The following is a 26,726-nucleotide window of genomic DNA, read 5'->3' as shown; positions in this document are numbered from 1 at the left end:
TGACACGAACTTTTTTCTGGCGGGCCGGCGCTCGTCGGGCACCTGTTTCGCGCGACGGCGATAGAATCGACGCACCGCCCGCCGCGCCCAGCCGCCGGCACGCATTCGCACCGATAACGACGAGACGCCCCACCGATGAACGCACTGGAACACCAACTCGACTACCCCTTCGCCGACACGCTGCCCGCCGCGGGCGACACGTTCGAGGTCGCGCCCGGCGTGCGCTGGCTGCGCATGCCGCTGCCGTTCTCGCTCGACCACATCAACCTCTGGCTGCTGCGCGACGAGATCGACGGGCAGGCCGGCTGGACGATCGTCGATTGCGGGATCGCGTCGGACGCGATCCGCACGCACTGGGAGCAGATCTTCGACACGCATCTCGACGGCCTGCCGGTGCTGCGCGTGCTCGTCACGCACTGCCACCCCGATCACTTCGGCCTCGCGAACTGGCTGTGCGAAGGCGGCGACCGGGGCCGCTGGAACGTGCGGCTGTGGATGACGCTCGGCGAATACATGTTCGGCTGCCTGATGGCGGCCGGCAACGGCTCGAACGCTGGTGGCGCCGCGGCTGCCGATCATTTCGCGCGCCACGGGCTCACCGATCCGGCCGCGCTCGACAAGCTGCGCAACCGCCGCAGCTACTACTCGGATCTCGTGCCGGCCGTGCCGCCGCGCTACCGGCGCCTGCGCGAAGGCGATGCGGTGACGATCGGTGCGCGCACGTGGCGCGTCGTCACGGGTTTCGGTCATTCGCCTGAACATTGCGCGCTGCACAGCGAAGCGGACGGCGTGCTGATCTCCGGCGACATGGTGCTGCCGCGCATCTCGACGAACGTGTCGGTGTTCGACCTGGAGCCGGAAGGCAACCCGCTCGCGCTGTACCTGCAGTCGCTCGGCCGCTACGAGACGATGGCGCCCGATACGCTCGTGCTGCCGTCGCACGGCAAGCCGTTCCGCGGTGTGCGCACGCGCATCGCGCAACTGCGCGAACACCACGATGCGCGGCTTGCCGAAGTGCGCGTCGCGTGCGCGGAGAAGCCGACGAGCGCAGCGGACATCGTGCCGATCATGTTCCGCCGCCGCGAGCTCGACATCCACCAGATGACGTTCGCGCTCGGCGAGGCGCTTGCGCACCTGAACCTGCTGTGGCTCGCGGGCGAACTCGTGCGCGAGCAGGGCGACGACGGCGTGCTGCGATTCCGCACGGCCGGCTGAGCGCGCGTCGTCCTTACACGACGGGCTCGTAGCGCCACCCGTCGTGATGCCATTGCATCGTGTGCGTCGGTTCGAGCGCCGCGAGAAACGCGGGGTCGTGCGACGCGACGACGATCGCGCCCGGGAAGCCGCCCAGCGCGGCTTCGATCGCGCGCACCGATTCGAGATCGAGGTGATTGGTCGGCTCGTCGAGCAGCAACAGCTGCGCGGGCGTGCCGCGCCACAATGCGCATGCGAGCGCGGCCTTCAGCCGTTCGCCGCCGCTCAGTTGCCGGGCCGGCTGCGTCGCGCGCGTCGCGTCGAGCTGCAGCAGCGCGAGACGGCTGCGCAGGTCGCCTTCGGCAAGCGGCGTATCGAGCAGGTCCAACTGCTCGACGATCGAGCGCCCGGGGTCGAGCAGCGCGAGTCGCTGGTCGAGATACGCGGCGCTCACGTGCGTCGTGCAGCTACCTGAGCGCGGCGCGAGTTCGCCCGCGAGCATTCTCAGCAACGTCGATTTGCCGCAGCCGTTCGGGCCCGTCAGCGCGATACGCACGGCGCCGCTCGCCGACCACGTGATCGTGTCGGCGTTGCCTGCGACGCGCCACGGCAGTTGCGCGCGTTCGAGCGTGAACAGGTGGCGGCGCGCGCTGACCTCCGTGCCCGGCAGCGACACGAGCACGGGTGCGTCGGCTTCGACGCGCGCGGCCGCTTCCTGCACGCGCTCGTCGAGCGTCGCCTTGAAGTCGCCCTGATGGCGCCGGACCGCCCCCATGATGCTGCGCGCCGCACCTTTGCGGCTTTGCTTTGCGCCCGAAGACAGGTTGGCCGTCTTCGCGTCGCGCAGCGACGCGGCCGCATGGCGCTGGATCGTGTCGTGTTCCTGTTCGAGCCTGCGCCGCACGCGTCCGCGCTCGGTGCGCGCATGGTCGAGCGCCGCTTGCGCGGCATCCCGTTGCGCGTCGCGCTGCGCGCGGTAGAGCGCGTAGTTGCCGCCGTACGAGTGCGCGCCGTGCGGCGTCAGCTCGACGATGCGCTGCACGCCGGCGAGCAGCGCACGATCGTGGCTCACGATGACGACGCCGCCGCGCCAGCCGTCGAGCGCCGCGTGCAGCCACGCGCGGCCCGGCGCGTCGAGGTGATTGGTCGGTTCGTCGAGCACGAGCAGGCCAGCGCTCGACAACAGTGCGCCGATCAGCGCGACACGTGCGAGCTGGCCGCCGCTCAGCGCGTGCGCGGGCGTGTCGGGCTGTACGTCGCGCAGCCCGGCCGCGTCGAGCGCCGTCCGTAGCCGTTCCGCGAGATCCCAGCGCTCGCCGATCAGGTCGAAGTCGTGCGGTTCCGCGCGGCCGTGCGCGAGACGCGCGAGCGCGCCGAGCGGTGCGTCGAGCGCGGCGACCTGCGCGACGGTCCGCGGGCTGGCTGCTGCGTCGTCGTCGTCATGCTGCTGCGCGACGTAGACGACGGGCGTATGTCGCTCGATCGTCCCCGCGCTCGGTGCGCGGCGCCCCGCGATCAGTTGCGCGAGCAGGCTCTTGCCGATGCCGTTGCGGCCGACGATGCCGGTCGGCGTGCGATCGATGGACAGGTCGAGCGAATCGAACAGCGTGACGCCGTCGTCGAAGCGGAAGGAAACGTGATGAAGCGCGACGAGCGCGCCGGTGGGCGTGGCTGCAGCCATGAGCACCTCCAAAAATGCGTGAAGACCTTCGCGCGCGGCGTGCGTGGCACGGGCGGCGAAAACATTTCGGGAAGGCTTAGTTGTTCACTTTGGCTGGCGTCCGGTATGAGGAACAGGCGCGCAGTGTAGCAAGCGCCACGCGCGGGCCGCAAGCGAGCGGCACGAACGCCGTCGCTTGCACGCCACGCGCGGTTATTGCACGGCGACCGTCGTGAAGTTCTGGCGTCCGAACGGACTCACGTGATAACCGTTCACGGTCGTGCGCGTCAGTGCCGCCGCGGTCGGGTAGCCGAGCGGGATCCACAGCGCCTGGTCGTGGATGATCTTCTGCGCCGATTCATACAGCTTCGCGCGCTTCGCCTGGTCGGCCGTCGACTTGCCGTCGCCGATCAGCTTGTCGAGCTGCGCGTCGCAGAAACGCGCGAAGTTGATGCCCGACTTCACCGCGTTGCAGCTGAACAGCGGCGACAGATAGTTGTCCGGATCGCCGTTGTCGCCGGCCCAGCCCATGAACAGCATGTCATGCTGGCCGAGCTTCGCCTGCTTGATGAGTTCGCCCCACTCGATCACTTTCACCTCGGCCTTCACGCCGATCTTCGCGAGGTCGGCCTGCAGCAGTTCCGCGCCGACCTTCGGGTTCGGGTTCAGCACGCTGCCGGTCGGGCGCGTCCAGATCGTCGTCGAGAAGCCGTTCGGGAAGCCGGCCTGCGCGAGCAGCTGCTTCGCCTTCGCGGGATCGTACGCATACGGCGCGACGTCCTTCGCATAGCTCCACGTGTTCGGCGGATACGGGTTGTTCGCGGCCGTCGCGGTGTTGTCGAATACGACCTTCAGGTAGGTCGTGCGGTCGAACGCGAGGTTCAGCGCCTCGCGCACCTTGTCGTTGTCGAGCGGCTTCTTCTGTGTGTTCAGCGCGACGAAGGCGGTCATGAACGCAGGCGTCTGCACGACCTTCAGCGCGCTTTCGCCCTTCGCGGCGAGCACGTCCTGCGGCTTCGGCGACAGCGCGATCTGGCATTCGCCGGCCTTCACCTTCTGCAGGCGCACCGACGGGTCGGGCGTGATCGCGTAGATCAGCCGGTCGACCTTCGGCTTCGTGCCCCAGTACGTCGGGTTCGCGTCGTAGCGGATCAGCGCGTCCTTCGTGTAGCTCTTCAGCACGAACGGGCCCGTGCCGACCGGCTTCGCGTTCAGGTCGGCCTGCTTGCCGGCCTTCAGCAGCTGGTCCGCGTATTCGGCCGAGTAGATCGATGCGAAGCCCATCGTCAGGATCGGCACGAACGTCGCGTTCGGCTCGTTCAGCACGAACTTCACCGTGCTGTCGTCGACCTTCGTGACCGACTTCACGAGCTTCACGAGGCCCATCGACTGCGCGTGCGGGAAGCCGCTCGCGCCGGCCACCTTGTGCCACGGGTTCGCATCGTCGAGCATCCGCGCGAACGTGAACACGACGTCGTCCGCGTTCAGCGTGCGGCCCGGCTTGAAATAATCGGTGGTCTGGAACGCGACGTTCGGGCGCAGGTGGAACGTGTACGTGAGGCCGTCGGCGCTCGCTTCCCATTTGTCCGCGAGCGCGGGTACGACTTTCTTCGCGGCTTCGTCGTAGGACACGAGCGTGTTGAAGATCACGTCGGCCGACGCGTTGGTCGTGACGAGCGAGTTGTACTGCACGACGTCGAAGCCGTCCGGGCTCGATTCCGTGCAGACGGTGAGCGGCTTGGCGGCGGCGAGGCCGGGGGCGGCGAGGGCGGCGGCAACGGCGGCCGCCGCGAACAGCTTGACGTGCATAGGTTCTCCCACGTGGCTTGTGATTTTTGCTGGATGTCGGAATGCGGGCGCGGCGCGGTCGAGGACCGGCCGGCGCGGCTGGCGGATAGCATACCGTCAAAGTGCGCGACGCGTGATAAAAGGCGACGGAACGCAGCGAATTGACCGAAAAACGGCTGCGTTCGCGACGGAACGGGTGTTGATGCGGCGGGAGGTGCGGGCGAACCGGCGGGCGGAGAGGGGGACGGGGGCTGCGAATACCCTGCGGAAGGGGACGCGGAACCGGCGCGTTGGCGGCGGCGATGCGGCCCGGCGCAGGTCGCGCGGGCCGCCTTGGCGGACGCGTCAGTGCGTGCCGGCCTTCGGCTTGCGCGGCGCCTTTTCGAACAGGCGGTCGTACAGCCAGCGCGGCAGCACGTGCAGCACCTTCGCGACGACGCCCATCTGCCACGGAATCACGCGGAACGCGTGCTGCCGGGCGATTGCGCGCGCCGCGCGTGCGGCGAAGCGGTCGGCGTCCATCAGGAACGGCATCCGGTACGGGTTGTGCGCGGTCATCGGCGTGCGGATGTAGCCGGGCGCGATCGTCACGACGCCGACGCCGGCCGGGCGCAGCTCGACGCGCAGCGCTTCCAGGTACTTGATCGCGGCCGATTTCGACGCGCTGTACGCGCCGGAGCCCGGCAGCCCGCGCACGCCGGCGACGCTCGCGACGCCGACCAGCGTGCCGTGGCGCGCGGCCGTCATCGGGCCGACGAACGGCTCGAACGTCGCGACCATCCCGTAATAGTTGATGTCCATCACGTCGCGGAACGCCGCGAGATCGCCCTGGCCCGTGACGGCGCCCTGGCTGATGCCCGCGTTCGCGATCACGACGTCGGGGCAGCCGTGCGCGGCGATGAACGACGCGGCGGCGGTGGCCAGCGCATCGGCATCGCGCACGTCGGCGGAATAGACGGAAATGGACAGCTTGGGGAAGTGCCGCGCGAACGCATCGAGTGCATCGGTGCGTCGCGCGACGAGGGCGAGCGTGGCGCCCTGGCGGGCGTATTCCTCGGCCATCGCGAGGCCGAGGCCGCTCGACGCACCGGTGATGAAGACCTTCAGCGGAGTAGTCATGCCGGTGCGCGTGCGGCGATCAGAGCTTCTTGTCCTGAACCTGCTTCACGAGGAAGTCGAGCACCTGGGCCGTGCCCGGGATGCTGTTCGTGTAGGCGGGGCCCGTCTTGTACTTGCCCTGCACGACGACCGTCGGCACGCCGTCGATCGCGTAGTCCTTCAGCAGCTTGGCCGACTGGTTCACCTCGCCCTGCACGCTGAACGAGTTGTACGCGTCCATGAACTGCTTCTTGTCGACGCCCTGCGTGGTCAGGAAGTCGGCCTGCGCCTGCGGCGTCAGCAGGTAGTTCTTCTGCTTGTGGATCGCGTTGAAGATCGCCGGCGTGACCTTCTCGGAGATGCCGAGCGCGGACACCGCGTAGAACAGCTTCGAATGCGGGACGAAATCGTCACGGAATGCAACCGGCACGCGCTTGAACTCGATGTTGTTGCCCTGCTTCTTCACCCAGGCCTCGATCGTCGGCTCGAATTCGTAGCAGTGCGGGCAGCCGTACCAGAAGAACTCGATCACCTCGACCTTGCCGGCCGGAGCGGATGCCGGCTGCGGCGACTTCATCACCTCGAAGTCCTTGCCGGCGACCGGCGCGGCGGGCGAAGCCTGGGCGAGGCCGGCAGCCAGGCCCAGGGACAGAAGGAGCGTGCTAAGCAGTTTTTTCATGTTGTGAACGTCGAATCAGTTGCTCGGGTTACGGAACGTAACGGGTTCTGCGTGGGCTCGGCCGGTTGGCTTACTGCTTCGTGAAGCGGATCACCGCCGTGTCGACACCTGCATCGGACAAGCGTTGACGGGCCGAGTTCATATCCTCGAATTTCGAGAACGGGCCGACGCGCACGCGGAAATAGGTCACGCCGCTGACATCGCGCTTCGACACCTTCGACTCGAAGCCCTGGAAGCCGAGGCGTGCGCGCTGCTGCTCGGCGTCGCCTTCGGTCTTGTACGCGCCGACTTGCAGGAAGTAGCCGGTGTTCGCGTCGTTCGCGGTCGGCGGCTTCGCCGCTGCTGCGGCCGTGGCGGACGACGTCGGCTTCGGCGTGTTCGCGGCCAGCTGCTGTTGCTGCTGCTTTTGCGCGGCGGCCTGCTGCGCCTGCTTCTGCGCGGCGAACCGTGCGAGATCGTCCTCGCCGCCTTGCTGCTGTTGCTGCGCTTGTTGCGTCTTCTTCGGCGGCGGCGTGGTGTCGGCCGGCTTCGGCGCGACGGCGACGCCGTTGCCCGACGACGTATTGTTCGACGCGGTCGTGTTGCTCGAGCTGCCCGTGTTGTTCGAGCCGCTCGATCCGTTGGCCGACGGCGGCACTTCGACGATCTGCGGCTCGGGCAGCAGGCCGCCCTGGGTCTGGTTCGCAGCCTGGCCGGGCGCGGTGTTCGGCGGCGCCGACTGCGCGGCCTGCGGCACCGGCTGGCCGGGCGTCTTGCCCTGCAGCGCACGGTTCGGGTCGAACTGCTGAGGCTGGCTCGCGCCGTTGTCGGCCGGCGGCGGTGCGACCTTCGACACGAACGGCGACGGCGAACGCGTGATGTAGAGCGCCACCACCACTGCGATCGCGAGGCCGACGATCAGGCCCAGCACGATTCCAAGAAATGTCCCTCCGGCTTGTTTCGATTGCTTCGAAGTTCGGCGTGGTTGTGCCATTGCTTGAGTCACCTGCAAAAAGAATCGTGAGAGCCGCGGCGGGCGCTGCCGCGGCCGTTCACAGCCCGGATCGGGCTGCTTGCATCCTTACATCTTGGCGGGCGCGGACACGCCGAGCACCGCCAGACCGTTCTCGAGCACCTGCCGGGTCGCGGCGAGGAGCGCGGCGCGCGCATTGCGCGGCGCTTCGTCGTCGACCAGCACGCGCTCCGCATTGTAGAACGAGTGGAATTCGCCAGCGAGATCGCGCAGGTAGAACGCGACCGCGTGCGGCGCCAGTTCGTTCGCCGCGTGCGTGAGCATGTCCGGGTACTCGGCCAGCTTCTGCATCAGCGACGCCGCCTGCGCGCTCGTCAGCTGCGACAGGTCGGCGCCCGGCAACTGCGCGACGTCGACGTTGTAGCGCGACTTCAGTTCGTTGAGCACCGAGCAGATCCGCGCATGCGCGTACTGGACGTAATAGACCGGGTTTTCGTCGTTCTGTTTCAGCGCGAGGTCGATGTCGAACACGAACTCGGTATCGGCCTTGCGCGAGATCAGGAAGAAACGCACCGCGTCGCGGCCGCGCGTGATGGTCGCCTCGTCGATCAGGTCGGGCGCCGCTTCCTGGCCCGCCGCCGCGCCGCCCGACCATTCGATCAGGTCGCGCACCGTCACGTAGCTGCCCGCGCGCTTCGAGATCTTCACTTCCTGGCCGTCGCGCATCACGGTGACCATCTTGTGCAGCACGTAGTCGGGATAGCCCTTCGGAATCCCGATGTGCAGCCCCTGCAGGCCGGCGCGCACGCGCGCGATCGTGCCGTGGTGGTCCGAGCCCTGGATGTTGATCACCTTCGTGAAGCCGCGCTCCCACTTCGTCACGTGGTACGCGACGTCCGGCACGAAGTACGTGTACGTGCCGTCCGACTTGCGCATCACGCGATCCTTGTCGTCGCCTTCGTCGGTCGTGCGCAGCCACAGCGCGCCGTCCTGCTCGTAGGTCATGCCGGCCTTGACCAGCGCGTCGACCGTCTTCTCGACGCGGCCTTCGCTGTACAGCGACGATTCGAGGTAGTACTGGTCGAACTTCACGCCGAACGCCTGCAGGTCCATGTCCTGTTCGCGGCGCAGGTAGGTGACCGCGAACTTGCGGATCGCGTCGAGATCCTCGACGTCGCCCGTGCCCTTGACCGGCTCGCCGTCCGACGCAGCGACCGTTTCGCCGTTCAGGAAGTCGCGTGCGATGTCGGCGATGTATTCGCCGTTGTACGCGGCTTCCGGCCAGCCTGCGTCGCCCGGCTTCAGGCCGCGTGCGCGCGCCTGCGTCGAGATCGCGAGGTTGCCGATCTGCACGCCTGCGTCGTTGTAGTAGAACTCGCGGTGCACCGCGTAGCCCTGGCTCGCGATCACGTTCGCGAGCACGTCGCCGAGCGCGGCCTGGCGGCCGTGGCCGACGTGCAGCGGGCCGGTCGGGTTCGCCGACACGAATTCGAGCAACACTTGTTTGCCTTTCTCGCGATCCGACGTGCCGAATGCGCGGCCCTGGTCGAACACGGCGGCGATCACCGCCTGCTTCGCGGCGGCCGACAGGCGCAGGTTGATGAAGCCGGGGCCGGCGATCTCGGCGGCCTCGACGAGGCCTTGCGCGGCCGGCTGCGCGGTGAGCGCGGCGACGATCTGCTCGGCGAGCTGGCGCGGGTTCGTGCCGAGCGGCTTGGCGAGCTGCATCGCGACGTTGCACGCGACGTCGCCGTGCGCGGCGACCTTCGGGCGCTCAAGCGTGATGGTCGGGGCGACGGACGCTGCGTCGGCGCCTTTCAGCGCGTGTGCGACCTGCTTGACGCTATCCGCGAGCAGGGCTTCGAGGGTCTGTTTGTGTGCTGGCAGCATGCTGGTAGAAGGCTTCGTTGGTGGCGGCCGGAAACGCCGGCCCGCCGGCGCGCTTTTTAAGCGCGCGTTTCAGGGATCGCAGAATTTTAACAGGTGCTAATATGCCGCTCAGGCGGCCCGCGTCCGCGAGGCCGGACGCCGGTCTGCCGGCGTTCCCCAACCGCGCCGCGCAGGCACAACAAGATGAAAAGGGAATTGTCATGATTACGTTCAAGAGCAAGGCGGCACAGGATCTCGACGTGCTGAAGGATTTCGCCGTGTATGTGCTGGGTCTCGTCGGCAAGCAGCTGGGCGAGCGCGGTGTGATTACGCACGACGAGCTGGACCACGCGATCGCCAAGCTGGAAGGCGCCGTGGCGCAGGCGAAGCAGGAACGCGCCGAGCACGCCGGCCATTTCCACGAGGACGAAGCCGACCACGCGCACCACGAAGTGCCGCCGAGCCTGGCCCAGCGTGTTGCGCCGTTCCTCACGATGCTGCGCGAAGCGAAGGCCGGCCAGGCCGACGTCCACTGGGGCTTCTGAGCTTCCTTGCCTGGCTGGACGAAAGGTAAGTAAGACAGGAAAAAGCCCGCTTTCGAGCGGGCTTTTTCTTTTGTCTGATCAAACGGGCGGCCGGCCGCCCGTCCGCATCGATCAGAGCTGCGGTGCGAGCGCGCGGCGCGCGTCGTCGAGCGACAGCGCCATGCGCCGCGCGTAGTCCTCGAGTTGATCCTGCCCGATTTTGCCGACCGAGAAGTAGCGGCTGTCCGGATGCGCGAGGTAGAAGCCCGACACGCTCGCGGCCGGCAGCATCGCCAGCGAGTCGGTCACGCTCATGCCGATCTCGTCCGCATGCAGCACGTCGAACATGTCGCGCTTCACGAGGTGATCGGGGCAGGCCGGGTAGCCGGGTGCCGGGCGGATGCCCGCGTACTTCTCGGCGATCAACGCGTCGTTGTCGAGCGTCTCGCCGCTCGCGTAGCCCCACAGCTCGCGGCGCACGCGTGCGTGCATCGCTTCGGCGAACGCTTCCGCGAAACGGTCGGCGAGCGCCTTCAGCATGATCGCGCTGTAGTCGTCGTGGTCGGCTTCGAACTGCTTTTCCTTCACGTCGACACCGAGGCCGGCCGTCACCGCGAACATCCCGATGTAGTCGGCGACGCCCGATTCCTTCGGCGCGATGAAGTCGGCGAGCGAGCGGTTCGGCCGCATCACGCCGTCGACCACCGGGCGCACGCTTTGCTGGCGCAGGTTGCGCCACGTGAGCAGCACTTCCGAGCGCGACTCGTCGCTGTAGATCTCGATGTCGTCGTCGTTGACGGTGTTCGCCGGCAGCAGCGAGATCACGCCGCTCGCGGTCAGCCAGCGGCCCTGGATCAGGCGCGCGAGCATCGACTTGGCATCCGAGAACACGCGCCGCGCCGATTCGCCGACGATCTCGTCGTTCAGGATCGCCGGGTACGGGCCCGCGAGGTCCCAGGTCTGGAAGAACGGGCCCCAGTCGATGTAGTTCGCGAGCTCGCCCAGGTCGTAGTTCTTGAACACGCGGCGGCCGATGAACTTCGGCTTCACCGGCGTATAGCCGGCCCAGTCGACCTTCGTCTTGTTCGCGCGCGCCTCGGCGAGCGTGACCATCGGCTGCGCCTTGCGGTTCGCGTGCTGGTCGCGGATGCGTTCGTAGTCGGACTTCAGCTCGTCGAGATACTTCGCCGCGCCTTCGTCGGACAGCAGGTTCGACGCGACCGACACCGAGCGCGACGCATCGGGCACGTAGACGACCGGGCCTTCGTAGTGCGGCGCGATCTTCACGGCCGTGTGCACGCGCGACGTCGTCGCGCCGCCGATCAGCAGCGGGATCTTCTTCACGCGGAAGTAGTCGTCGCGCTGCATTTCGGATGCGACGTACGCCATTTCCTCGAGGCTCGGCGTGATGAGGCCCGACAGCCCGATGATGTCCGCGCCCTCGACCTTCGCCTTCGCGAGGATCTCGTTGCACGGCACCATCACGCCCATGTTGACCACTTCGAAGTTGTTGCACTGGAGCACGACCGACACGATGTTCTTGCCGATGTCGTGCACGTCGCCCTTCACGGTCGCGATGACGATCTTGCCCTTCGCGCGCACGTCGCCGCCCGCTTCCGCGAGCAGGCGCTTTTCTTCCTCGATGAACGGGATCAGGTGCGCGACGGCCTGCTTCATCACGCGCGCCGACTTCACGACCTGCGGCAGGAACATCTTGCCCTGGCCGAACAGGTCGCCGACGATGTTCATCCCGTCCATCAGCGGGCCTTCGATCACGTTGATCGGACGGCCGCCGGCCGCGGCGATCTTCGCGCGCACTTCTTCAGTGTCCTCGACGATGAAGGTCGTGATGCCGTGCACCAGCGCGTGCGAGAGCCGCTTCTCGACCGGCTGGTTGCGCCACTCGAGGTTCTCTTCCTTCTTCGCGCCGCCCGCCTTGAACTTGTCGGCGATCTCCAGCAGGCGATCGGTGGAATCGTCGCGGCGGTTCAGGATCACGTCCTCGACGCGCTCGCGCAGCTCGGGGTCGAGATCGGCGTACACGCCGAGCTGGCCCGCGTTCACGATGCCCATGTCCATCCCGGCCTGGATCGCGTGGTACAGGAACACGGTGTGGATCGCCTCGCGCACCGGGTCGTTGCCGCGGAACGAGAACGACACGTTCGACACGCCGCCGCTCACCTTCGCGTGCGGCAGGTTCTGCTTGATCCAGCGGGTCGCCTCGATGAAGTCGACCGCGTAGTTGTTGTGCTCCTCGATACCCGTCGCGACCGCGAAGATGTTCGGGTCGAAGATGATGTCTTCCGGCGGGAAGCCGACTTCGTTCACGAGGAAATCGTACGAGCGCTTGCAGATCTCGGTCTTGCGCTCATAGGTATCGGCCTGGCCCGTTTCGTCGAACGCCATCACGACGGCGGCCGCGCCGTAGCGGCGGATCAGGTTCGCGTGGTGGCGGAACGCGTCTTCGCCTTCCTTCAGCGAGATCGAGTTCACGATCGCCTTGCCCTGCACGCACTTGAGGCCGGCTTCGATCACGTCCCACTTCGACGAGTCGATCATGATCGGCACGCGCGCGATGTCCGGCTCCGATGCGATCAGGTTCAGGAAGCGCACCATCGCCGCCTTCGAATCGAGCATCGCCTCGTCCATGTTGATGTCGATCACCTGCGCGCCGTTCTCGACCTGCTGGCGCGCGACAGCGAGCGCCTCGTCGAACTGGCCGTTGAGGATCATCCGTGCGAACGCCTTCGAGCCGGTGACGTTGGTGCGTTCGCCGACGTTGATGAAGAGCGTTCCGGGCGTGACGTTGAACGGCTCGAGGCCGGCAAGGCGCATCATGTGATCGGTCATGGCGGTGCGAATTTTTTGATGAAGGACGTGGGGCGGTCGGGTCAGACGTTGTCGCTGTACTGGTTCGGCCAGCGGCGCGGCTTCACGTCGGCGAGCGCCTTCGCGATTTCGGCGATGTGTTCGGGCGTCGTGCCGCAGCAGCCGCCCGCGAGGTTCACGAGCCCGGCCTGCGCGAATTCCTTCAGCAGGCCCGACGTGACGTCCGGCGTTTCGTCGAAGCCCGTGTCGCTCATCGGGTTCGGCAGGCCCGCGTTCGGGTAGCACGACACGTAGGTGTCGCACAGCTTCGCGAGCTCGGCGATGTACGGGCGCATCAGCGCCGCGCCGAGCGCGCAGTTCAGGCCGAACGTGAGCGGCTTCGCGTGACGCAGCGAATTCCAGAACGCCTCGACCGTCTGGCCCGACAGGATCCGGCCCGACGCATCGGTGACGGTGCCCGAGATCATGATCGGCAGGCGCTCGCCGGTGTCCTCGAACAGCTCGTCGAGCGCGAACAGCGCGGCCTTCGCGTTCAGCGTGTCGAAGATCGTCTCGACGAGGAACAGGTCGACGCCGCCGTCGAGCAGCGCCTTCGCCTGCTGGTAGTACGACGTGCGCAGTTCGTCGAACGTGACGTTGCGCGCGCCCGGATCGTTGACGTCCGGCGAGATGCTGGCCGTCTTCGGCGTCGGCCCGATCGCGCCCGCGACGAAGCGCGGCTTGTCCGGCGTCGCGTATTTCGCGGCCGATTCGCGGGCGAGCTTCGCCGATTCGACGTTCATCTCGACGACGAGATCTTCCATCCCGTAGTCGGCCTGCGCGACGGTCGTCGCGCCGAACGTGTTGGTCTCGACGATGTCGGCGCCGGCCGCGAAGTACTGGTCGTGGATCTCGCGGATGATCTGCGGCTGCGTGAGCGACAGCAGCTCGTTGTTGCCCTTGATGTCGCGCGGGAAATCCTTGAAGCGCTCGCCGCGATACGCGGCTTCGTCGAGCTTGTAGCGCTGGATCATCGTGCCCATCGCACCGTCGAGGATCAGGATGCGCGATTTCAGCAGCGCGGGCAGGGCGGCGCCGCGCGTGTAGCGCGCGTCGAGCGGGGCGGAAGCGGCGAGAGGAGTCGCAGACATGGGCGGAAGATCGGCGAAGACGGGAAAACCGTCATTGTAGCCGGTGCGTCAAGCGGTCGTCGGCCCTCGCCGCGCGGGCCGGACGGCCCGCCAAAGGAAAGCCCCCGCCGGCGAGCCGGACGGGGGCAGGATCGGAGTGCACGCGGCGCCGCATCGATGCGCGGCGAATGGCCCGGCCGCATGACGCGCCGGGCCGCGAGTCGTCAGTGCAGCACGACGGGCATCATCATCAGGCTGTCGAATTGTCCGAGGAATTCGTCGACTTCGTCGAGCGACGGTTCATCCTCGATCAGCTGCTTCACGTGTGCGCGGAATCGCTCGGCAAGTTCGCCATCGATGAAGATTTCGCGCTGCGCATTCTTGTCGACGATTTCGTATCCGCCGGCATTCATCAGGTGATGGCCGGCCTGCGGCGCAAATTCGACGACGCAGTAGTTGGGGCTGTTGTAGATCATTTGCATGGCGGCACTCCTCTTCGCAGTGGCATCTGGCCTTGTTGTCCCCTAGGTGGGGCAAGCCTTGCCGGTTTCAAGGGGCTTGCGCTGCACACCCCGTTCCCGTTCGCGTGGGGTGTATCGGTTAGAAGCCGATGTCTATGAAACGTTTCCCATTGTCTGCCGGTGGACGGAAATAGTTGTTAAAGAGTGTCATCGGCCATTTCACGGAAATCTGTAATCGGTCGAAATTGCCGAATCGTGCGCGTTCACGCGCGAGTTCACTGTGTGACAGTCGAAGATGCCGGCGGTGCAGCCGGTTGCGCGGGCGGTTGTGCGGAAGGTTGCACGGCGGCCGGCGGCGCGGGTTGTGCCGGTTCCGCGGCCGGTGCGGCCGGCGCATCGGGCGCCGGTGTGCCCGCAGGCGCGTTCGTTGCGCCGCCTGCAGGCGCGGCGTCGGCCGGCACGTTCGGTGCCGAGAGGCGGCCATGCCACACCAGCTCGATCTGCGCGCCGTTCGGCTCGGTCTGCATCAGCCGCGCGGGCAGCCAGCCGAGCGACGGCGCGAGCCACATGTCGATGCGGCGCGTGTCGCCGTCGCGGCGCGGCAGGCGCATGAAGTGCCGCGCGTCGACGATGCCGGCCTGCGTCTGCACCTGCTCGTCGCCGATCACGGCGATCGGCCAGTTCTCGCCGCTGTTGTTGTCGATCACGAAGAACTGCTGCGTGACGCCCGGCTTGTACGCGGACGGATTGCCGCGCACGAGCCCCGACAGCTGCATCAGCATGCTGAAGCGGTCCTGCACGCCGTCGGGCAGCGGCGCGTTGTTCGGCGTGCGCGTGAACACGACCTGCCGGATCTCGCGGTTGAAGATCGCGATGTCTTCCGGCCGCTTGCCGCGCTTCTCGACATAACGGTCGGGCGCGACGCCGAATGCGTCGATGCGGCCCTCGCTGCGATAGGTGAACGGGCCGACGAACGGCACGGGCATCGACACCGACAGGTCGTACGTATGCCCGTCGGTGCGCCAGCGGATCGTGCCGATCATGTTCTGCATCCCGTTGTAGAACGTGTCGTACTGCAAGTCGCCGGACGGCGGCGCGGCGAACTTCACGCCATTCGTCGCGGGGCCTGGCGTTGCGGCGCCGCCGGCGGCCGATGCGGCGTTCGCCCCCGATGCACCCGATGCACCCGATGCGGCCGATGCACCCGATGCGGCCGATGCACCCGATGCGGCCGATGCGCCGCTCGCGGCGGATACGGCAGCCGGCGGTTCGCCGTGCTCGGCAGTTTGCGTCGACGTGAGGACCGGTTCGGGCGACGGCGCGGGCTTCGGCGCGGCGGCCTTGGGTGCCGCGGGCGCTGGCGCGGCCGGATGCTCGGCCGGCTTGGGGGGCGGCGGCGCGGGCTGGCGCTCGATCGGTTCCGCTTTCAGCAGCTCGATCTGCACGGGGATCTCGGCGGGCGGCGGCGTGAACGCATCGCGGTTGCGCATCAGCCAGAACGCCGCAAGCGCGTGCAGCACCAGCACGACGACGAGCGCGACGCCCACGCGCAGCCAGCGGCGGGGCAGGGCATGGCTCGGGCGGATGTCGGCAGGCGGCATGGGCATCGGAACAGGATCGGGGCGGTCGCGTGACGTCGGGCGCACGGCGCGTCACAGGAATCGGACCGTCGGATGCGCCGCGCGTTCGCGCCGCGTGACGCGGGATGAATCCGGTGCGTCAGGCGTCGCGTGCGTCGGGACTATAGCCGAGTTCGTAAGACAGTTTTTGCGCGCATGCGCGCAGCGCGGTGTCGATCTCGCCGCCCCACGCGATGTCGAACGAGCCTTCCTGGCCGAGCGCGACGATCGCGAGCGCGAGTTCGCCGACCGCGTCGAACACCGGCATGCAGAACGCGTGGATCGTCGGAAGCAGCATCCCTTCGACGCGCGCGGCCTCGTGCCGGCGCACGTCGGCCAGCACCGCGTCGACTTCGTCGAGCGTGCGCGGGCCGCCGTGGTGCGGCGAGCGGCGCGTATCGGCGAGTTCGCGCTCGAGCATCGCGGCGGTCTTGCTGCGCGGCAGGTACGCGGCGAACAGCAGGCCGGTTGCCGAGCCGAGCAGCGGCATCACGTCGCCGAGCTTCAGCGACGCCTTCGCCGGATGGCTCGATTCCATCCAGTGCACGATCGTCGGCCCCTGGTTGCCCCACACCGCGATGCCGACCGTCTGGTCGAGGCGGTCGCGGAATTCGGTCAGCGCGATCCGCGCGAGCTTCACGCCGTCGACGCGCGCGAGCCGCGCGAGCCCCATCTGCAACGCGAAGCCGCCGAGTTCGTAGCGCCCGGAGACGGGGTCTTGCGACACGACGCCGAGCCGCGAGAAGCTGACGAGGTAGCGGTGCGCCTTCGCAGGACTCATGCCCGCGCGCTGCGCGAGATCGCGCAGCATCATCGCGCGCGGCTCGCTCGTCAGCACGTCGAGCAGGCGGAAGCCGACCTCGATCGACTGGATGCCGGAACGGACCTTCTCGCCGTGCTCGCCGGAAGCGGCGTCGTCGGTGTCGGAGTCGGCGAGATCGTCGTCGGGAAGCAGGTTGGCGGACATGGGCAGCGGGTGCGCGAAAATGCGGCAGGAATCGGGGTGCAAACGGGGGTGAAAACGGCAGGCGCGATCGTCGCGCGCCGCATGGATTCACCATCGTAAAATAGATTCCCTCCATCGTCACTACAACGGCAGAGTCCCCCTTATGAAACTTGCTTCGCTGAAGGACGGCACGCGCGACGGCCAGCTGATCGTCGTGTCGCGCGACCTGCACACCGCGGCGATCGCCGACGCGATCGCGCCGACGCTGCAGCGCGTCCTCGACGACTGGGCGTTCTACGCACCGCAGCTGCGCGACCTGTACGACGCGCTGAACCACGGCCGCGCGCGCAACACGTTCGCGTTCGATCCGGCCAACTGCATGGCGCCGTTGCCGCGCGCGTTCCAGTGGGCCGACGGCTCCGCCTACGTGAACCACGTCGAGCTGGTACGCCGCGCGCGCGGCGCCGAGATGCCGCCCGAGTTCTGGACCGATCCGCTGATGTACCAGGGCGGCAGCGACGATTTCCTGGGGCCGCGCGACGACGTCGTGTGCCCGTCGGAGGAATGGGGCATCGATTTCGAGGCGGAAATCGCGGTGATCACCGGCGACGTGCCGATGAGCACCTCGCCCGACGCCGCGCTGAAGGCCGTGCGCCTCGTCACGCTCGTGAACGACGTGTCGCTGCGCAACCTGATTCCGGCCGAGCTCGCGAAGGGTTTCGGCTTCTTCCAGAGCAAGCCGGCCACCGCGTTCGCGCCGGTCGCCGTGACGCCCGACGAGCTCGGCGACGAATGGCGCGAAGGCCGCGTGCACCGGCCGATGATCGTCCACTGGAACGGCAAGAAGGTCGGCCAGCCCGATGCGGGCACCGACATGGTGTTCCACTTCGGCCAGCTGGTCGCGCACGCCGCGAAGACGCGCAACCTGCGTGCCGGCTCGATCGTCGGTTCCGGCACCGTGTCGAACAAGGACGCGAAGCGCGGCTACTGCTGCATCGCCGAGAAGCGCTGCCTCGAGACGATCGAGCACGGCGCGCCGCAGACCGGGTTCATGCGCTACGGCGACACCGTGCGCATCGAGATGTTCGACGCGGCCGGCAAGTCGATCTTCGGCGCGATCGAGCAGTCGGTCGCCCCGCCCGACGGCACGGCGTAAGCCGCGCGGGGGCGTCACATACCGCGAAACCCGGCTCCGGCCCGCGCGCCGGGTTTCGCCCGATGTTTGACCGCGCAGGCTTGGCTACACTCGATTCAAGAGCCTCGAACAAGGAGCGGCACATGGCCGATCTCGCCGCGTACGGCGGTTACGAAGCACTGAAGGTGACGCGCCGCGACCACGGCGTGCTCGACATCGTGATGAGCGGCGAGGGCGCGAACCGCAGCGGCCTCGCGACCGCGAACGCGCGCATGCATCGCGAGCTCGCCGACATCTGGCGCGACGTCGATCGCGATCCCGACACGCGCGTCGCGGTGATCCGCGGCGAAGGCAAGGGCTTTTCGGCGGGCGGCGATCTCGCGCTCGTCGAGGACATGGCGAACGACTTCGACGTGCGCGCCCGCGTGTGGCGCGAGGCGCGCGACCTCGTCTACAACGTGATCAACTGCAGCAAGCCGATCGTGTCGGCGATGCATGGCCCGGCCGTCGGTGCGGGGCTCGTCGCCGGGCTGCTCGCCGACATCTCGATCGCCGCGAAGGATGCGCGCATCATCGACGGCCATACGCGGCTCGGCGTCGCGGCCGGCGACCACGCGGCGATCGTGTGGCCGCTGCTGTGCGGGATGGCGAAGGCGAAGTACTACCTGCTGCTGTGCGAGCCCGTGAGCGGTGAGGAGGCCGAGCGGATCGGGCTGGTCTCGCTCGCGGTCGAGCCGGCCGACCTGCTGCCGAAGGCGTACGAAGTGGCCGAGCGGCTCGCGCACGGTTCGCAGTCGGCGATCCGCTGGACCAAGTACGCGCTGAACAACTGGCTGCGCTCGGCCGGGCCGGCCTTCGATACGTCGCTCGCGCTCGAATTCATGGGCTTCTCGGGGCCCGACGTGCAGGAAGGCATCCGTTCGCTGCGCGAGCGGCGCCCGCCCGCGTTCCCCGGCGACGCACCGTTCTGACGCGCGCTATGATCGAACCACGCGCGGCTGCGCGACGCATGGCGGCCGCCTCGCTCCCCCAGTCAACCAGGATGCCCGTATGACGACCGATGCCTCCGGCGCCAACCCTTTCGCCGGCTTTGCCGGCTTCAAGCCCGCCGACATGATGGACCGCATGTGGGACATGATGCGGATGTCGCCGTTCGGCGGGATGGCGTCGTTTCCGGGCGCCACGCCAGGGCTGCCGCCGTCGCTGTCGAGCATGTCCGACATGATGGCGCCGCTCACGAGCGTCGAGGAGCTCGACAAGCGGATCACCGATCTGCGCGCGGTCGAGCAGTGGCTGAAGCTCAACCTCGGGATGCTGCAGTCCGCGATCCAGGCGCTCGAGGTGCAGCGCGCGACGCTCGCGACGCTGCGTGCGTTCGGCGCGTTCGCGCAAAGCTCGATGTCGGCGGCCGAGGACGCGGCCGTGGCAGCCGCGCAGGCGGCGAAGGCGGCGCCGTCCGGCGATGCAGCGCCGGCGCCGGATGCCGCCGATGCGCCGGCCGGCGACGCCGCAGGGCAGGCGTTCGATCCGTCCGGCTGGTGGAACCTGCTGCAGTCGCAGTTCAACCAGCTCGCGAGCCTCGCGATGGCGCAGCCGGGCATGCAGCCCGCCGCGCCCGGCGACGCGCAGCCGGACGCGGCTGCCGCACCGGAGCCGGCCGCGAAGCCGGCACCGGCCGCCGCCGCGCCGCGCAAGCCGGCAGCGAAGCGCGCGAAGCCGTCCGGCTCCGCCGCCGCGCGCGCAGCCGCCGCTTCGTCGCCCGAAACGCGTCCGCCGAAGCGCTCGACGTGACGCGGCGCAGGTAGCAGGTCGATCATGCGGCTCGCGCTCGTTCTGATGGGAGGCGGCGCACGTGCCGCCTATCAGGTCGGCGTGCTGAAGGCGCTGGCCGAAATCGCGCGCGAAGCCGATCCGCAGCGGCACACGCTGCCGTTCGCGGTCGTGTGCGGCTCGTCGGCAGGTGCGATCAACGCGACGTCGATCGCGAGCCACGCGGACGACTTTTCCCACGGCGTGCGGCGCCTGCTCGAATTCTGGGAGCCATTGCGTGCCGATTACGTGTATCGCACCGACTGGCTCGGCATCGCGGGCGCCGGCGCGCGCTGGCTCGCGACCATGACGTTCGGCTGGGCCGCCCGCCGCTCGCCGCGCGGGCTGCTCGACAACGCGCCGCTCGCGCACCTGCTGCAGCGCGAGCTGAGCTTCCACCGGATCGAGCAGATGCTCGAGGCGCGCCTGCTGCATGCGCTGTCGATCACCGCGCTCAGCTATTCGAGCGGCCGGCACCTGACGTTCTACCAGGCGGCGCAGCCGATCCAGGCATGGCGACGCGCGCAGCGCACCGCGCGGCTCGTCGACCTGTCGGCGTCGCACCTGCTCGCGTCGTCGGCCATTCCGTTCGTGTTCCCGGCCGTGCCGCTCGTGCTCGACGGGCAGATCGAATACTTCGGCGACGGTTCGATCCGGCAGATCGCGCCGCTGTCGCCGGCCATCCACTTCGGTGCGGACCGGATCGTCGTCGTCGGCGCGGCCGACCCGCGGCCCGAGATCCCCGCCGCGAACGGCGCCGGGCTGGTGCGCGGCTACCCGACGCTCGCGCAGATCGGCCAGCAGGTGCTCGCGAGCGTGTTCCTCGACTCGATCGGCTCGGACATCGAACGCATCGAGCACATCAACCGGATGATCGAGCACCTGCCGCACCAGGTCGAGCTCGACAGCGGCTGGCGGCACGTCGATGTGCTCGCGATCGCGCCGTCCGAGCGCATCGAGCTGATCGCCGCGAAACACCTGAAGCAGATGCCGGCCACGATGCGCGGGCTGCTCGGCGCGATCGGCGGCAGCCAGCCGGCCGGCGCGTCGTTCGCGAGCTATCTGCTGTTCGAGGAGGCGTTCACACGTGAACTGATCGAGCTCGGCTACGTCGACGGGCGCGCGCAGCGTGACACGCTGGCCGGATGGATCGCGCAGGCGGCCGGCGGCAGTGCGCCGGCGGCCGGCACGCCGCCGGAAGACGGTCTCGCCGCCGGCGAAATACGGGTCTGACACGTGCAAGCTAATGTAAGGTTGCGTTTTCGCGACGGTCGCCCGCGACCGATCGCCGCACCGCGATTGGCGGCGTGCGACCGGGCGGGCGTCTCGGAACCGTCATGCACGCGTGCTATCATGGCCGCCGCCGTATACACCATATCGAGCAGCCCGCCGATCCGGCATCCGCACGGGGCCCTCCGGGGAACCCGCCTGGGGCAGGGGACGGGCGCGCCAACGAGCCGGCCAGCGCCGGCCCCCAACTCAGGCAAGCGCGGCCGGCTCCGTCCGAACGGGGCGGGGCTGCGGCATGCCCAACGGCGGCACGCGGCCGCCCGGCCGCCGGACGAGGAATCAGCGTCCGGCCGGTCGGTTTCCCGCGTAAAATTAGAGTCTTGGCTGCAAAAAGCGCGCTTGGGCGTGCTTGCGCGGCAACAGTCACGTTTAGAGAAGTCGCATTGCGCAGAACAGGGGTGGGACCATCATGAACACGATGCTTTATCCGGAACTTTACAGGTCGCTCGAAGCCGTCCGCTGGGACATGGAGAAGGACATTCCGTGGGACAAGTTCGACGCTTCGCTGCTCACCGACGAGCAGGCGAAGACGATCAAGATGAACGCGATCACCGAATGGTCGGCGCTGCCCGCGACCGAAATGTTCCTGCGCGACAACCAGCACGACAGCGACTTTTCCGCGTTCATGAGCGTGTGGTTCTTCGAAGAGCAGAAGCATTCGCTCGTGCTGATGGAATACCTGCGCCGCTTCAAGCCGGAAATGGTGCCGACCGAAGAGGAACTGCACGCGGTGCGCTTCCAGTTCGACCCGGCGCCGCCGCTCGAGACGCTGATGCTGCACTTCTGCGGCGAGATCCGCCTGAACCACTGGTATCGCTGCGCGGCCGACTGGCACACCGAGCCCGTCATCAAGCAGATCTACGAAACGATCTCGCGCGATGAGGCACGTCATGGCGGCGCGTACCTGCGCTACATGAAGAAGGCGCTGAACAACTGCGGCGACGTCGCGCGTGCCGCATTCGCGAAGATCGGCGTGCTGATGGCGTCGGCGCGCCGCACCGAGAAGCCGCTGCACCCGACCAACCTGCACGTGAACCAGGCGCTGTTCCCGCGCGACACCGTGCAGTCGCGCCTGCCCGATCCGGAGTGGCTCGAGCGCTGGCTCGACGAGCAGATCCGTTTCGACGGCGAGTGGGAAAAGAAGGTCGTCGAGCGCATCCTGCACAACCTGTCGATCCTGTTCGAGCGCACGTTCGCGACCGCGCAGGAACTGAACCGCTACCGCAAGGAAGTCACCGGCCGCCTGCAGGCCGAAAGCGGCCCGTCGTCGGCTGCGCAACCGGCCTGAGGCCGGCAGGTGCCGCCGCCGGCGTGAATCGCGCCGGCCGTGTGGCGCCGTGTCGTATCCGTTGCATGAAGCCCGCCTGGCCAGCCCGGCGGGCTTTTTAACTGGCGCCGCCGTCGCATGCGCCGTCGTTCATTCCGTCCGACCTTCACCATGTCCGCTACCTTCGAACGCAAGCTGATCACCCGTGATGCCCTCGTCGCGCTGCGCGCGTCGCTGCCGTCGCCCGTCGTGTTCACCAACGGCGTATTCGACATCCTGCACCGCGGCCACGTCACGTATCTCGCCGATGCGAAAGCGCTCGGTGCGTGCCTGATCGTCGGCGTGAACAGCGATGCGTCGGTGCGCATGCTCGGCAAGGGCGACGACCGGCCGATCAACCGCGAAGAAGACCGCGCGGCACTGCTCGCGGCGCTGGAAAGCGTCGACTGGGTCGTGACGTTCGGGGAAAAGACGCCGGTGTCGCTGATCGAGGCCGTGCGTCCGGACATCCTCGTGAAGGGCGGCGACTACGACATGGATGCGCTGCCGGAATCGGCGCTCGTGCGCGGCTGGGGCGGCCGCGCGCTGGCGATTCCGTTCGAGCACGACCGCTCGACCACTGCGTTGCTGAAGAAGGTGCGCGCGCAGCAGTCCTGAGCGCGGACCGGCGCCGTCAGGGCGCGGACGCCGCGAGCGGTGCAGTCATGACGGCCGGTGGCGCGATCGGGCCGCCGATGACGGGCTGGTCGGTCGCCTGCGCGAGCGGCGTCACGTGCAGCGCATCGGGCCGTACCTGCCGCAACAGCACGCCGGGTTCGCGCGGGCCGGCCGACGGCAGCGGCCCGAACACGCCGCGCGCCACCACGAACGCGAGCATGTTGGCGAGAAAGAGAACAGCGATCAGCCAGCGCAGCATCGTCGAAACTCCTTGTCGTCATCGACGTCGTTCACGTCATTCAGTCGAGCCGGCCGCATGGCCGGCTTTTTCATGGCTTCCGCCGATCGATTGCGCGGGCGGTTGCCGCCGCCCCGCGCGCACTGCTTCGTCAGCATGCCGCGTGTCCGTCCGGACCCGCGTCGCCGTGCACCGGCGCGATGCCGGCGTCTCTTTCGTCAATCCTGCGCGGCTTCCGCCGCAATCAGCGCGAGCCCGGACAGGATCAGCCCATCGTGCCGCGTATGCGGGACCGTCAGCGCACGCGCGACGTCGTCCGCCGCGCCGCCGGCCAGCACGAGCCGCACGGGTGCCTGCCACGCTTCGGCAAGGTCGCGCCATGCGCGTTCGATCAGTCCGGCCTGCGCATACAGGCAGCCGGCCGACAGCGAGCGCGGCGTGTCGACCTGGAACGGGTCGGCCTGCGCGCCCGCGAGCAGGCCGCTCGCGATGTCGGTGGTCAGCGTCGGCAACTGCGCGGTGTGCGTGCCGAGCGCGCGCATCATCAGCGCCCAGCCCGGTGCGATCAGCCCGCCCGTGAAGCGGCCGTCTGCGCGCAGCGCCTCGAGCGTCGTCGCGGTGCCGAACGTCGCGATCAGCAGATGCTCGCCCGGAAACGCCGCGTGTGCGCCGATCAGGCCGGCCCAGCGGTCGCTGCCGAGCTGTCCCGGCGTCGTATAGCCGTTCGTCACGCCGCATTGCACGGGCCGCGAGCGGATCGTCGTGCGCGGCAGGCCCGGCCAGCGCGCGTCGAGCAGCGCGTCGAGCCGTGCGGCCACGTCGGCGCCCGCGACGTTCGAGATCCAGGCGCCGCGCGGCTGCGGCAGGTGCGACCAGTCGGGGTCGGCGCCGCCGTCGCGCGTGTGGCCGAACGCGCCCGTCTCGACGAGCGTGCGCTGCGCGTCGGCGAGCGCCCACTTGATCCGGCTGTTGCCGGCGTCGATCAGCAGGTGCGGCTCGCTCATTGCGCTTCGCGCAGCGACACGTCGCCGGCCGCGATCGTCTGCACGCCGCTCGGTGTGTCGAGCAGCAACTGCCCGGTCGCATCGATGCCCGTTGCGATGCCGCGTGCGCGTTCGACGCCCTGTTCGAGCAGCACGACTTCGCGGCCCGCGTACGCGTGCAGCGCATGCCAGCGCGGCAGGAACGGCGCGAGGCCGTCGGTGCCGAACTGCGCGAGTGCGGGCGTGAGCGCGTTCAGCGATGCGGCGAGCGTGTCGGTGAGGTTGGCCGATGCGCACGCGATCGACAGCGCGGCCGGCGGCAGCCCGCTCGCGAGCGTCGCTTCGCGCGCACGCAGCGCATCGACCTGCGCGGCGACGGCGTCCGCGCCGCGCACGTTGATGCCGAAGCCGATCACGACGGCGGTGGCGTCGGCGGTGGTCCAGACGGTTTCGATCAGGATCCCGGCGAGCTTGCCGACGATGCGCGGCGCGCCGTCGCCGGTGGTCGTCAGCAGCAGGTCGTTCGGCCATTTGAGCGCGACGCGCGAGCCGGCGTCGAGCGGCAGCGCGGCCAGCCCTTCGGCGAGCGCGACGCCGATCGCGATGCTGAGGCCGCCGAGCGCGTCGACGGGGCGCGGCACGATGCAGCCGACCGAACACAGCAGCGCATTGCCGGGCTGTGCGAACCACGGGCGGCCTTGCCGGCCGCGGCCGGCCGTCTGCTCGAATGCGACGCGCACGAGCGGTGCGGGCAGAGCCTTTGCGTTGCGCGGCAGCGCCTTGAGCCGCGTCGCGACGTCGGCGTTGGTCGAGCCGGTGGCGGCGACGATGTCGAGCGGCCACGCGCGCGGCGCGGCGTCCAGATGGGCCTCGAGCCGGTTGCGCGCGATGTGCGCGTCGCCGGATTCGGGCGTGTCGGAGGAGGTGGGGGCGTTCATGGCGCCTATTGTAGCGACAGGGGGCGTTGGCGCGCGCCGGACGGCGCGCGCAACCTGCGGGGCGGCGGGCCGCCGCCCCGCGGCTTAATGCTGTTCCATCCCCTCCAGCGCCTTGATGTCCTCTTCGGACGTCATTTCGCAGGCCAGCAGCGTCTTGCCCTTCAGCGCCGGGCCCTGGCGGGCCGATACGAGGATCAGCGCGCCGCCCGGGCCGCGGACGGTCAGCCGGCGCGAATAGCCGACGGACGACGCGCCCAGCATGTGGCCCGTCTCGCGTGTGAGCTGGTAGCGCTCGGCGAGCTGGCCGGCGACTTCGCCGTCGACGAGCACGCCGATGCCGGTACTGACGAACACCACGTGCTGCGTCGTGAAGCCGTCGCGGCGGATCGGCTCGGGCAGGCGATAGACCGCGGCGCCCAGCATCGACTGGTCCGGCTTCGGATCGGCCGCCTTCGCGGTGTTGTAGATCGAGTCCATCAGGTCCGACGTGAACGGCGGCTTGCAGAGTGCGGCGTTGAAGATGTCGTAGTGGGCGGGCGGTGCGGCGAGTGCGGCGAGCGGGGCGGCCGTGACCGAAATGACGGCCACGCCGAGGACGGCGCGAAGCCGCGACAGGCGATTGGACATGATGCAGTTCTCTCAGGTTTTGTTGTGAGGCTGCATGTTAAGGCATTGCCGCGCGCGCATCGGCGGGCGCGTTCGAATCGACACCCCGCGATCGATGCCGTTTCCGGACGATCGATGCGCGGGGTCGAGGCGCGCGTGGTGCGTGTCGCAACCACGGCTGTCCGGCCAGGTCACGCTCGCGCGCGTCCCGGCCGAACGGCCGTCACGGCGCGACGACCGGATGCTTCAGCGCGTGCGCGGTCTCGATCCACTGCGCGTGGAACGCGTCCGCGTCGGGCTTGAGCCCGAGCTCGCCGTTGCGATAGGCCATCGCGAGCGTCTGCACGGCCTCCGGCAGCTCGTGCTCGGCGGCCCGGCGATACAGCGCCAGTGCGCGCGCGTCGTCGCGCGGCACGCCGCTGCCGTCGCGATACGCGTTCGCGAGCATGAAGTCCGCGGCCGGGATGTCGGCTTGCGACGCGACCTCGAACCAGTGCGCGGCCTGCACGGGATCGGCGGCGACGCCGTAACCGCTGCGATAGATCAGCCCGAGGTAATACGCGGCGGCCGGGTCGCCCTGTCCGGCCGCCGCGCCGAGCAGCGCGCGGGCGCGTGCATAGTCTTTCGGGATGTCGTTGCTGCCGAGCAGCAGCGCCTTGCCGAGCGCGAGCTGGGCGCGCCGTGCGGCCGGCGCGTCGGCCTTGCCGTCGGCCGTCGCGGCCGTTTCCAGCCAGCCGCGCCCTTCGTCGCGCAGCCCCGGTTCGTGCGCATCGACGAGCGCGATGCCGAGCGCCGCCTGCGCGGCGCCCGAGCCGCGGCGCGCGAGCGTGCGCAACTGCGCCAGCGCGTGCGGCTCGGTGGCCTGCGTGACCATCGCCTGCCACTCGTCGAGCTGCGCGGCGCTCGGCGCGGGGCCGGCGCCGCGCAGGCCGGTCGTCGCGACGACGGCGGCGACGGTCACGGCCGCCGCCGCGAGCAGCGCGGCCGGCGGGAGTTTCGCGCGCAGCACGCGCCGCGCGGCAGCGGCGAGGCCGGTTTCGGCCGGCCGCATCGTCCGGATCGGTTGCATCGCGTG

25 protein-coding genes are annotated in these 26,726 nt (G+C 68.9%); 8 read left to right on the top strand and 17 right to left on the bottom strand.

What is annotated here, in order from left to right; all coding sequences use genetic code 11:
* The first annotated feature begins 135 nt into the window (after nt 1-135).
* Nucleotides 136-1,215 (top strand): MBL fold metallo-hydrolase, encoded by a 1,080-nt coding sequence (locus tag U5798_RS16875; RefSeq protein WP_124452271.1) that lies wholly within the window; start codon nt 136-138, stop codon nt 1,213-1,215.
* A gap of 13 nt (nt 1,216-1,228) precedes the next feature.
* Here the strand turns inward: U5798_RS16875 and U5798_RS16870 are convergent, their stop codons facing one another.
* The 6 genes from U5798_RS16870 to argS form a co-directional block, all read right to left on the bottom strand.
* Nucleotides 1,229-2,875, bottom strand: a complete 1,647-nt coding sequence (locus U5798_RS16870; protein ID WP_322082694.1) for an ABC-F family ATP-binding cassette domain-containing protein — start codon at nt 2,873-2,875, stop codon at nt 1,229-1,231.
* A 192-nt stretch (nt 2,876-3,067) separates the two neighbouring features.
* A complete protein-coding gene (locus tag U5798_RS16865; protein ID WP_322082693.1) occupies nt 3,068-4,663 on the bottom strand; it encodes an ABC transporter substrate-binding protein in 1,596 nt (531 codons plus the stop codon).
* Between the two features lie 324 nt (nt 4,664-4,987).
* Complete coding sequence (locus U5798_RS16860) at nt 4,988-5,761, bottom strand: SDR family oxidoreductase (RefSeq protein WP_322082692.1); 774 nt, start codon at nt 5,759-5,761, stop codon at nt 4,988-4,990.
* 19 nt (nt 5,762-5,780) lie between these two features.
* A complete protein-coding gene (locus U5798_RS16855) occupies nt 5,781-6,419 on the bottom strand; it encodes a thiol:disulfide interchange protein DsbA/DsbL (protein WP_322082691.1) in 639 nt (212 codons plus the stop codon).
* A gap of 70 nt (nt 6,420-6,489) precedes the next feature.
* Entirely contained in the window at nt 6,490-7,392 is a 903-nt protein-coding gene (locus U5798_RS16850) for an SPOR domain-containing protein (protein WP_124452261.1), read from the bottom strand.
* 87 nt (nt 7,393-7,479) lie between these two features.
* A complete protein-coding gene (gene argS / locus U5798_RS16845; protein WP_226158909.1) occupies nt 7,480-9,261 on the bottom strand; it encodes an arginine--tRNA ligase in 1,782 nt (593 codons plus the stop codon).
* A 200-nt stretch (nt 9,262-9,461) separates the two neighbouring features.
* Between argS and U5798_RS16840 the strand changes: the two genes are divergently transcribed.
* Nucleotides 9,462-9,785: a DUF1840 domain-containing protein gene (locus U5798_RS16840; RefSeq protein WP_006489103.1), complete on the top strand. Its 324-nt coding sequence runs from the start codon at nt 9,462-9,464 to the stop codon at nt 9,783-9,785.
* 111 nt (nt 9,786-9,896) lie between these two features.
* Here the strand turns inward: U5798_RS16840 and metH are convergent, their stop codons facing one another.
* From metH to U5798_RS16815, 5 genes are all read right to left on the bottom strand, one after another.
* A complete protein-coding gene (metH, locus tag U5798_RS16835; protein WP_322082690.1) occupies nt 9,897-12,614 on the bottom strand; it encodes a methionine synthase in 2,718 nt (905 codons plus the stop codon).
* A gap of 41 nt (nt 12,615-12,655) precedes the next feature.
* Nucleotides 12,656-13,723 (bottom strand): homocysteine S-methyltransferase family protein, encoded by a 1,068-nt coding sequence (locus tag U5798_RS16830; protein ID WP_124452257.1) that lies wholly within the window; start codon nt 13,721-13,723, stop codon nt 12,656-12,658.
* A gap of 203 nt (nt 13,724-13,926) precedes the next feature.
* Nucleotides 13,927-14,184 (bottom strand): DUF3567 domain-containing protein, encoded by a 258-nt coding sequence (locus U5798_RS16825; protein WP_006477667.1) that lies wholly within the window; start codon nt 14,182-14,184, stop codon nt 13,927-13,929.
* A 254-nt stretch (nt 14,185-14,438) separates the two neighbouring features.
* A complete protein-coding gene (locus tag U5798_RS16820; RefSeq protein ID WP_322082689.1) occupies nt 14,439-15,770 on the bottom strand; it encodes a DUF3108 domain-containing protein in 1,332 nt (443 codons plus the stop codon).
* 112 nt (nt 15,771-15,882) lie between these two features.
* The gene (locus U5798_RS16815) at nt 15,883-16,749 is read right to left on the bottom strand and encodes an IclR family transcriptional regulator (RefSeq protein ID WP_322082688.1); all 867 of its coding nucleotides are present in this window, start codon (nt 16,747-16,749) and stop codon (nt 15,883-15,885) included.
* Nucleotides 16,750-16,891: 142 nt separating this feature from the next.
* Between U5798_RS16815 and U5798_RS16810 the strand changes: the two genes are divergently transcribed.
* From U5798_RS16810 to rfaE2, 6 genes are all read left to right on the top strand, one after another.
* Nucleotides 16,892-17,884 (top strand): fumarylacetoacetate hydrolase family protein, encoded by a 993-nt coding sequence (locus U5798_RS16810; RefSeq protein ID WP_124452251.1) that lies wholly within the window; start codon nt 16,892-16,894, stop codon nt 17,882-17,884.
* Nucleotides 17,885-18,006: 122 nt separating this feature from the next.
* Nucleotides 18,007-18,834 carry an enoyl-CoA hydratase/isomerase family protein gene (locus U5798_RS16805; protein WP_124452249.1) on the top strand — a complete coding sequence of 276 codons (828 nt, stop codon included), beginning with the start codon at nt 18,007-18,009 and terminating at the stop codon, nt 18,832-18,834.
* A 79-nt stretch (nt 18,835-18,913) separates the two neighbouring features.
* Nucleotides 18,914-19,654 (top strand): PhaM family polyhydroxyalkanoate granule multifunctional regulatory protein, encoded by a 741-nt coding sequence (locus U5798_RS16800; RefSeq protein WP_124452247.1) that lies wholly within the window; start codon nt 18,914-18,916, stop codon nt 19,652-19,654.
* A gap of 24 nt (nt 19,655-19,678) precedes the next feature.
* Entirely contained in the window at nt 19,679-20,905 is a 1,227-nt protein-coding gene (locus U5798_RS16795) for a patatin-like phospholipase family protein (RefSeq protein WP_124452244.1), read from the top strand.
* Nucleotides 20,906-21,371: 466 nt separating this feature from the next.
* Nucleotides 21,372-22,250 carry a diiron oxygenase gene (locus U5798_RS16790; RefSeq protein WP_011353352.1) on the top strand — a complete coding sequence of 293 codons (879 nt, stop codon included), beginning with the start codon at nt 21,372-21,374 and terminating at the stop codon, nt 22,248-22,250.
* 150 nt (nt 22,251-22,400) lie between these two features.
* Nucleotides 22,401-22,886 (top strand): D-glycero-beta-D-manno-heptose 1-phosphate adenylyltransferase, encoded by a 486-nt coding sequence (rfaE2, locus tag U5798_RS16785; protein ID WP_012329309.1) that lies wholly within the window; start codon nt 22,401-22,403, stop codon nt 22,884-22,886.
* A gap of 16 nt (nt 22,887-22,902) precedes the next feature.
* On the opposite strand, the gene U5798_RS16780 is transcribed toward rfaE2, so the two are convergent.
* The 6 genes from U5798_RS16780 to U5798_RS16755 all read right to left on the bottom strand — a co-directional run bounded on the left by U5798_RS16780 (nt 22,903) and on the right by U5798_RS16755 (nt 26,720).
* Nucleotides 22,903-23,145 (bottom strand): hypothetical protein, encoded by a 243-nt coding sequence (locus U5798_RS16780; protein ID WP_322082687.1) that lies wholly within the window; start codon nt 23,143-23,145, stop codon nt 22,903-22,905.
* Nucleotides 23,130-23,282, bottom strand: coding sequence for a hypothetical protein (locus U5798_RS16775; protein ID WP_185658174.1), 153 nt, complete (start codon nt 23,280-23,282; stop codon nt 23,130-23,132). Before U5798_RS16775 ends, U5798_RS16780 begins: the two co-directional genes overlap by 16 nt.
* A 60-nt stretch (nt 23,283-23,342) precedes the next feature.
* Nucleotides 23,343-24,128, bottom strand: coding sequence for a type III pantothenate kinase (locus U5798_RS16770; protein ID WP_124452240.1), 786 nt, complete (start codon nt 24,126-24,128; stop codon nt 23,343-23,345).
* Nucleotides 24,125-25,045, bottom strand: a complete 921-nt coding sequence (locus U5798_RS16765; RefSeq protein ID WP_322082686.1) for a biotin--[acetyl-CoA-carboxylase] ligase — start codon at nt 25,043-25,045, stop codon at nt 24,125-24,127. The genes U5798_RS16770 and U5798_RS16765 overlap by 4 nt, the downstream gene beginning before the upstream one ends.
* 84 nt (nt 25,046-25,129) lie before the next feature.
* Entirely contained in the window at nt 25,130-25,672 is a 543-nt protein-coding gene (locus tag U5798_RS16760) for a hypothetical protein (protein WP_322082685.1), read from the bottom strand.
* A 202-nt stretch (nt 25,673-25,874) separates the two neighbouring features.
* Nucleotides 25,875-26,720, bottom strand: coding sequence for a tetratricopeptide repeat protein (locus U5798_RS16755; protein WP_124452234.1), 846 nt, complete (start codon nt 26,718-26,720; stop codon nt 25,875-25,877).
* Nucleotides 26,721-26,726 lie beyond the last annotated feature (6 nt).

This window comes from Burkholderia sp. BCC1972, from assembly GCF_905339605.1.
Classification (GTDB): Bacteria; Pseudomonadota; Gammaproteobacteria; order Burkholderiales; family Burkholderiaceae; genus Burkholderia.
The sequence above is the reverse complement of the archived record's forward strand: the minus strand, read 5'-3'. Positions and strand labels throughout refer to the sequence as shown.

Bases quoted from the DNA above. Each gene is read 5' to 3' on its own strand.
- U5798_RS16800 (WP_124452247.1), top strand. From the start codon at position 18,914: ATGACGACCGATGCCTCCGGCGCCAACCCTTTCGCCGGCTTTGCCGGC.
- argS (WP_226158909.1), bottom strand. From the start codon at position 9,261: ATGCTGCCAGCACACAAACAGACCCTCGAAGCCCTGCTCGCGGATAGC.
- U5798_RS16795 (WP_124452244.1), top strand. From the start codon at position 19,679: ATGCGGCTCGCGCTCGTTCTGATGGGAGGCGGCGCACGTGCCGCCTAT.
- U5798_RS16820 (WP_322082689.1), bottom strand. From the start codon at position 15,770: ATGCCCATGCCGCCTGCCGACATCCGCCCGAGCCATGCCCTGCCCCGC.
- U5798_RS16765 (WP_322082686.1), bottom strand. From the start codon at position 25,045: ATGAACGCCCCCACCTCCTCCGACACGCCCGAATCCGGCGACGCGCAC.
- U5798_RS16860 (WP_322082692.1), bottom strand. From the start codon at position 5,761: ATGACTACTCCGCTGAAGGTCTTCATCACCGGTGCGTCGAGCGGCCTC.
- U5798_RS16840 (WP_006489103.1), top strand. From the start codon at position 9,462: ATGATTACGTTCAAGAGCAAGGCGGCACAGGATCTCGACGTGCTGAAG.
- U5798_RS16770 (WP_124452240.1), bottom strand. From the start codon at position 24,128: ATGAGCGAGCCGCACCTGCTGATCGACGCCGGCAACAGCCGGATCAAG.
- U5798_RS16755 (WP_124452234.1), bottom strand. From the start codon at position 26,720: ATGCAACCGATCCGGACGATGCGGCCGGCCGAAACCGGCCTCGCCGCT.
- U5798_RS16865 (WP_322082693.1), bottom strand. From the start codon at position 4,663: ATGCACGTCAAGCTGTTCGCGGCGGCCGCCGTTGCCGCCGCCCTCGCC.
- U5798_RS16870 (WP_322082694.1), bottom strand. From the start codon at position 2,875: ATGGCTGCAGCCACGCCCACCGGCGCGCTCGTCGCGCTTCATCACGTT.
- U5798_RS16815 (WP_322082688.1), bottom strand. From the start codon at position 16,749: ATGTCCGCCAACCTGCTTCCCGACGACGATCTCGCCGACTCCGACACC.
- U5798_RS16875 (WP_124452271.1), top strand. From the start codon at position 136: ATGAACGCACTGGAACACCAACTCGACTACCCCTTCGCCGACACGCTG.
- U5798_RS16825 (WP_006477667.1), bottom strand. From the start codon at position 14,184: ATGCAAATGATCTACAACAGCCCCAACTACTGCGTCGTCGAATTTGCG.
- U5798_RS16790 (WP_011353352.1), top strand. From the start codon at position 21,372: ATGAACACGATGCTTTATCCGGAACTTTACAGGTCGCTCGAAGCCGTC.
- U5798_RS16850 (WP_124452261.1), bottom strand. From the start codon at position 7,392: ATGGCACAACCACGCCGAACTTCGAAGCAATCGAAACAAGCCGGAGGG.
- U5798_RS16760 (WP_322082685.1), bottom strand. From the start codon at position 25,672: ATGTCCAATCGCCTGTCGCGGCTTCGCGCCGTCCTCGGCGTGGCCGTC.
- metH (WP_322082690.1), bottom strand. From the start codon at position 12,614: ATGACCGATCACATGATGCGCCTTGCCGGCCTCGAGCCGTTCAACGTC.
- U5798_RS16775 (WP_185658174.1), bottom strand. From the start codon at position 23,282: ATGCTGACGAAGCAGTGCGCGCGGGGCGGCGGCAACCGCCCGCGCAAT.
- U5798_RS16855 (WP_322082691.1), bottom strand. From the start codon at position 6,419: ATGAAAAAACTGCTTAGCACGCTCCTTCTGTCCCTGGGCCTGGCTGCC.
- U5798_RS16830 (WP_124452257.1), bottom strand. From the start codon at position 13,723: ATGTCTGCGACTCCTCTCGCCGCTTCCGCCCCGCTCGACGCGCGCTAC.
- rfaE2 (WP_012329309.1), top strand. From the start codon at position 22,401: ATGTCCGCTACCTTCGAACGCAAGCTGATCACCCGTGATGCCCTCGTC.
- U5798_RS16780 (WP_322082687.1), bottom strand. From the start codon at position 23,145: ATGCTGCGCTGGCTGATCGCTGTTCTCTTTCTCGCCAACATGCTCGCG.
- U5798_RS16810 (WP_124452251.1), top strand. From the start codon at position 16,892: ATGAAACTTGCTTCGCTGAAGGACGGCACGCGCGACGGCCAGCTGATC.
- U5798_RS16805 (WP_124452249.1), top strand. From the start codon at position 18,007: ATGGCCGATCTCGCCGCGTACGGCGGTTACGAAGCACTGAAGGTGACG.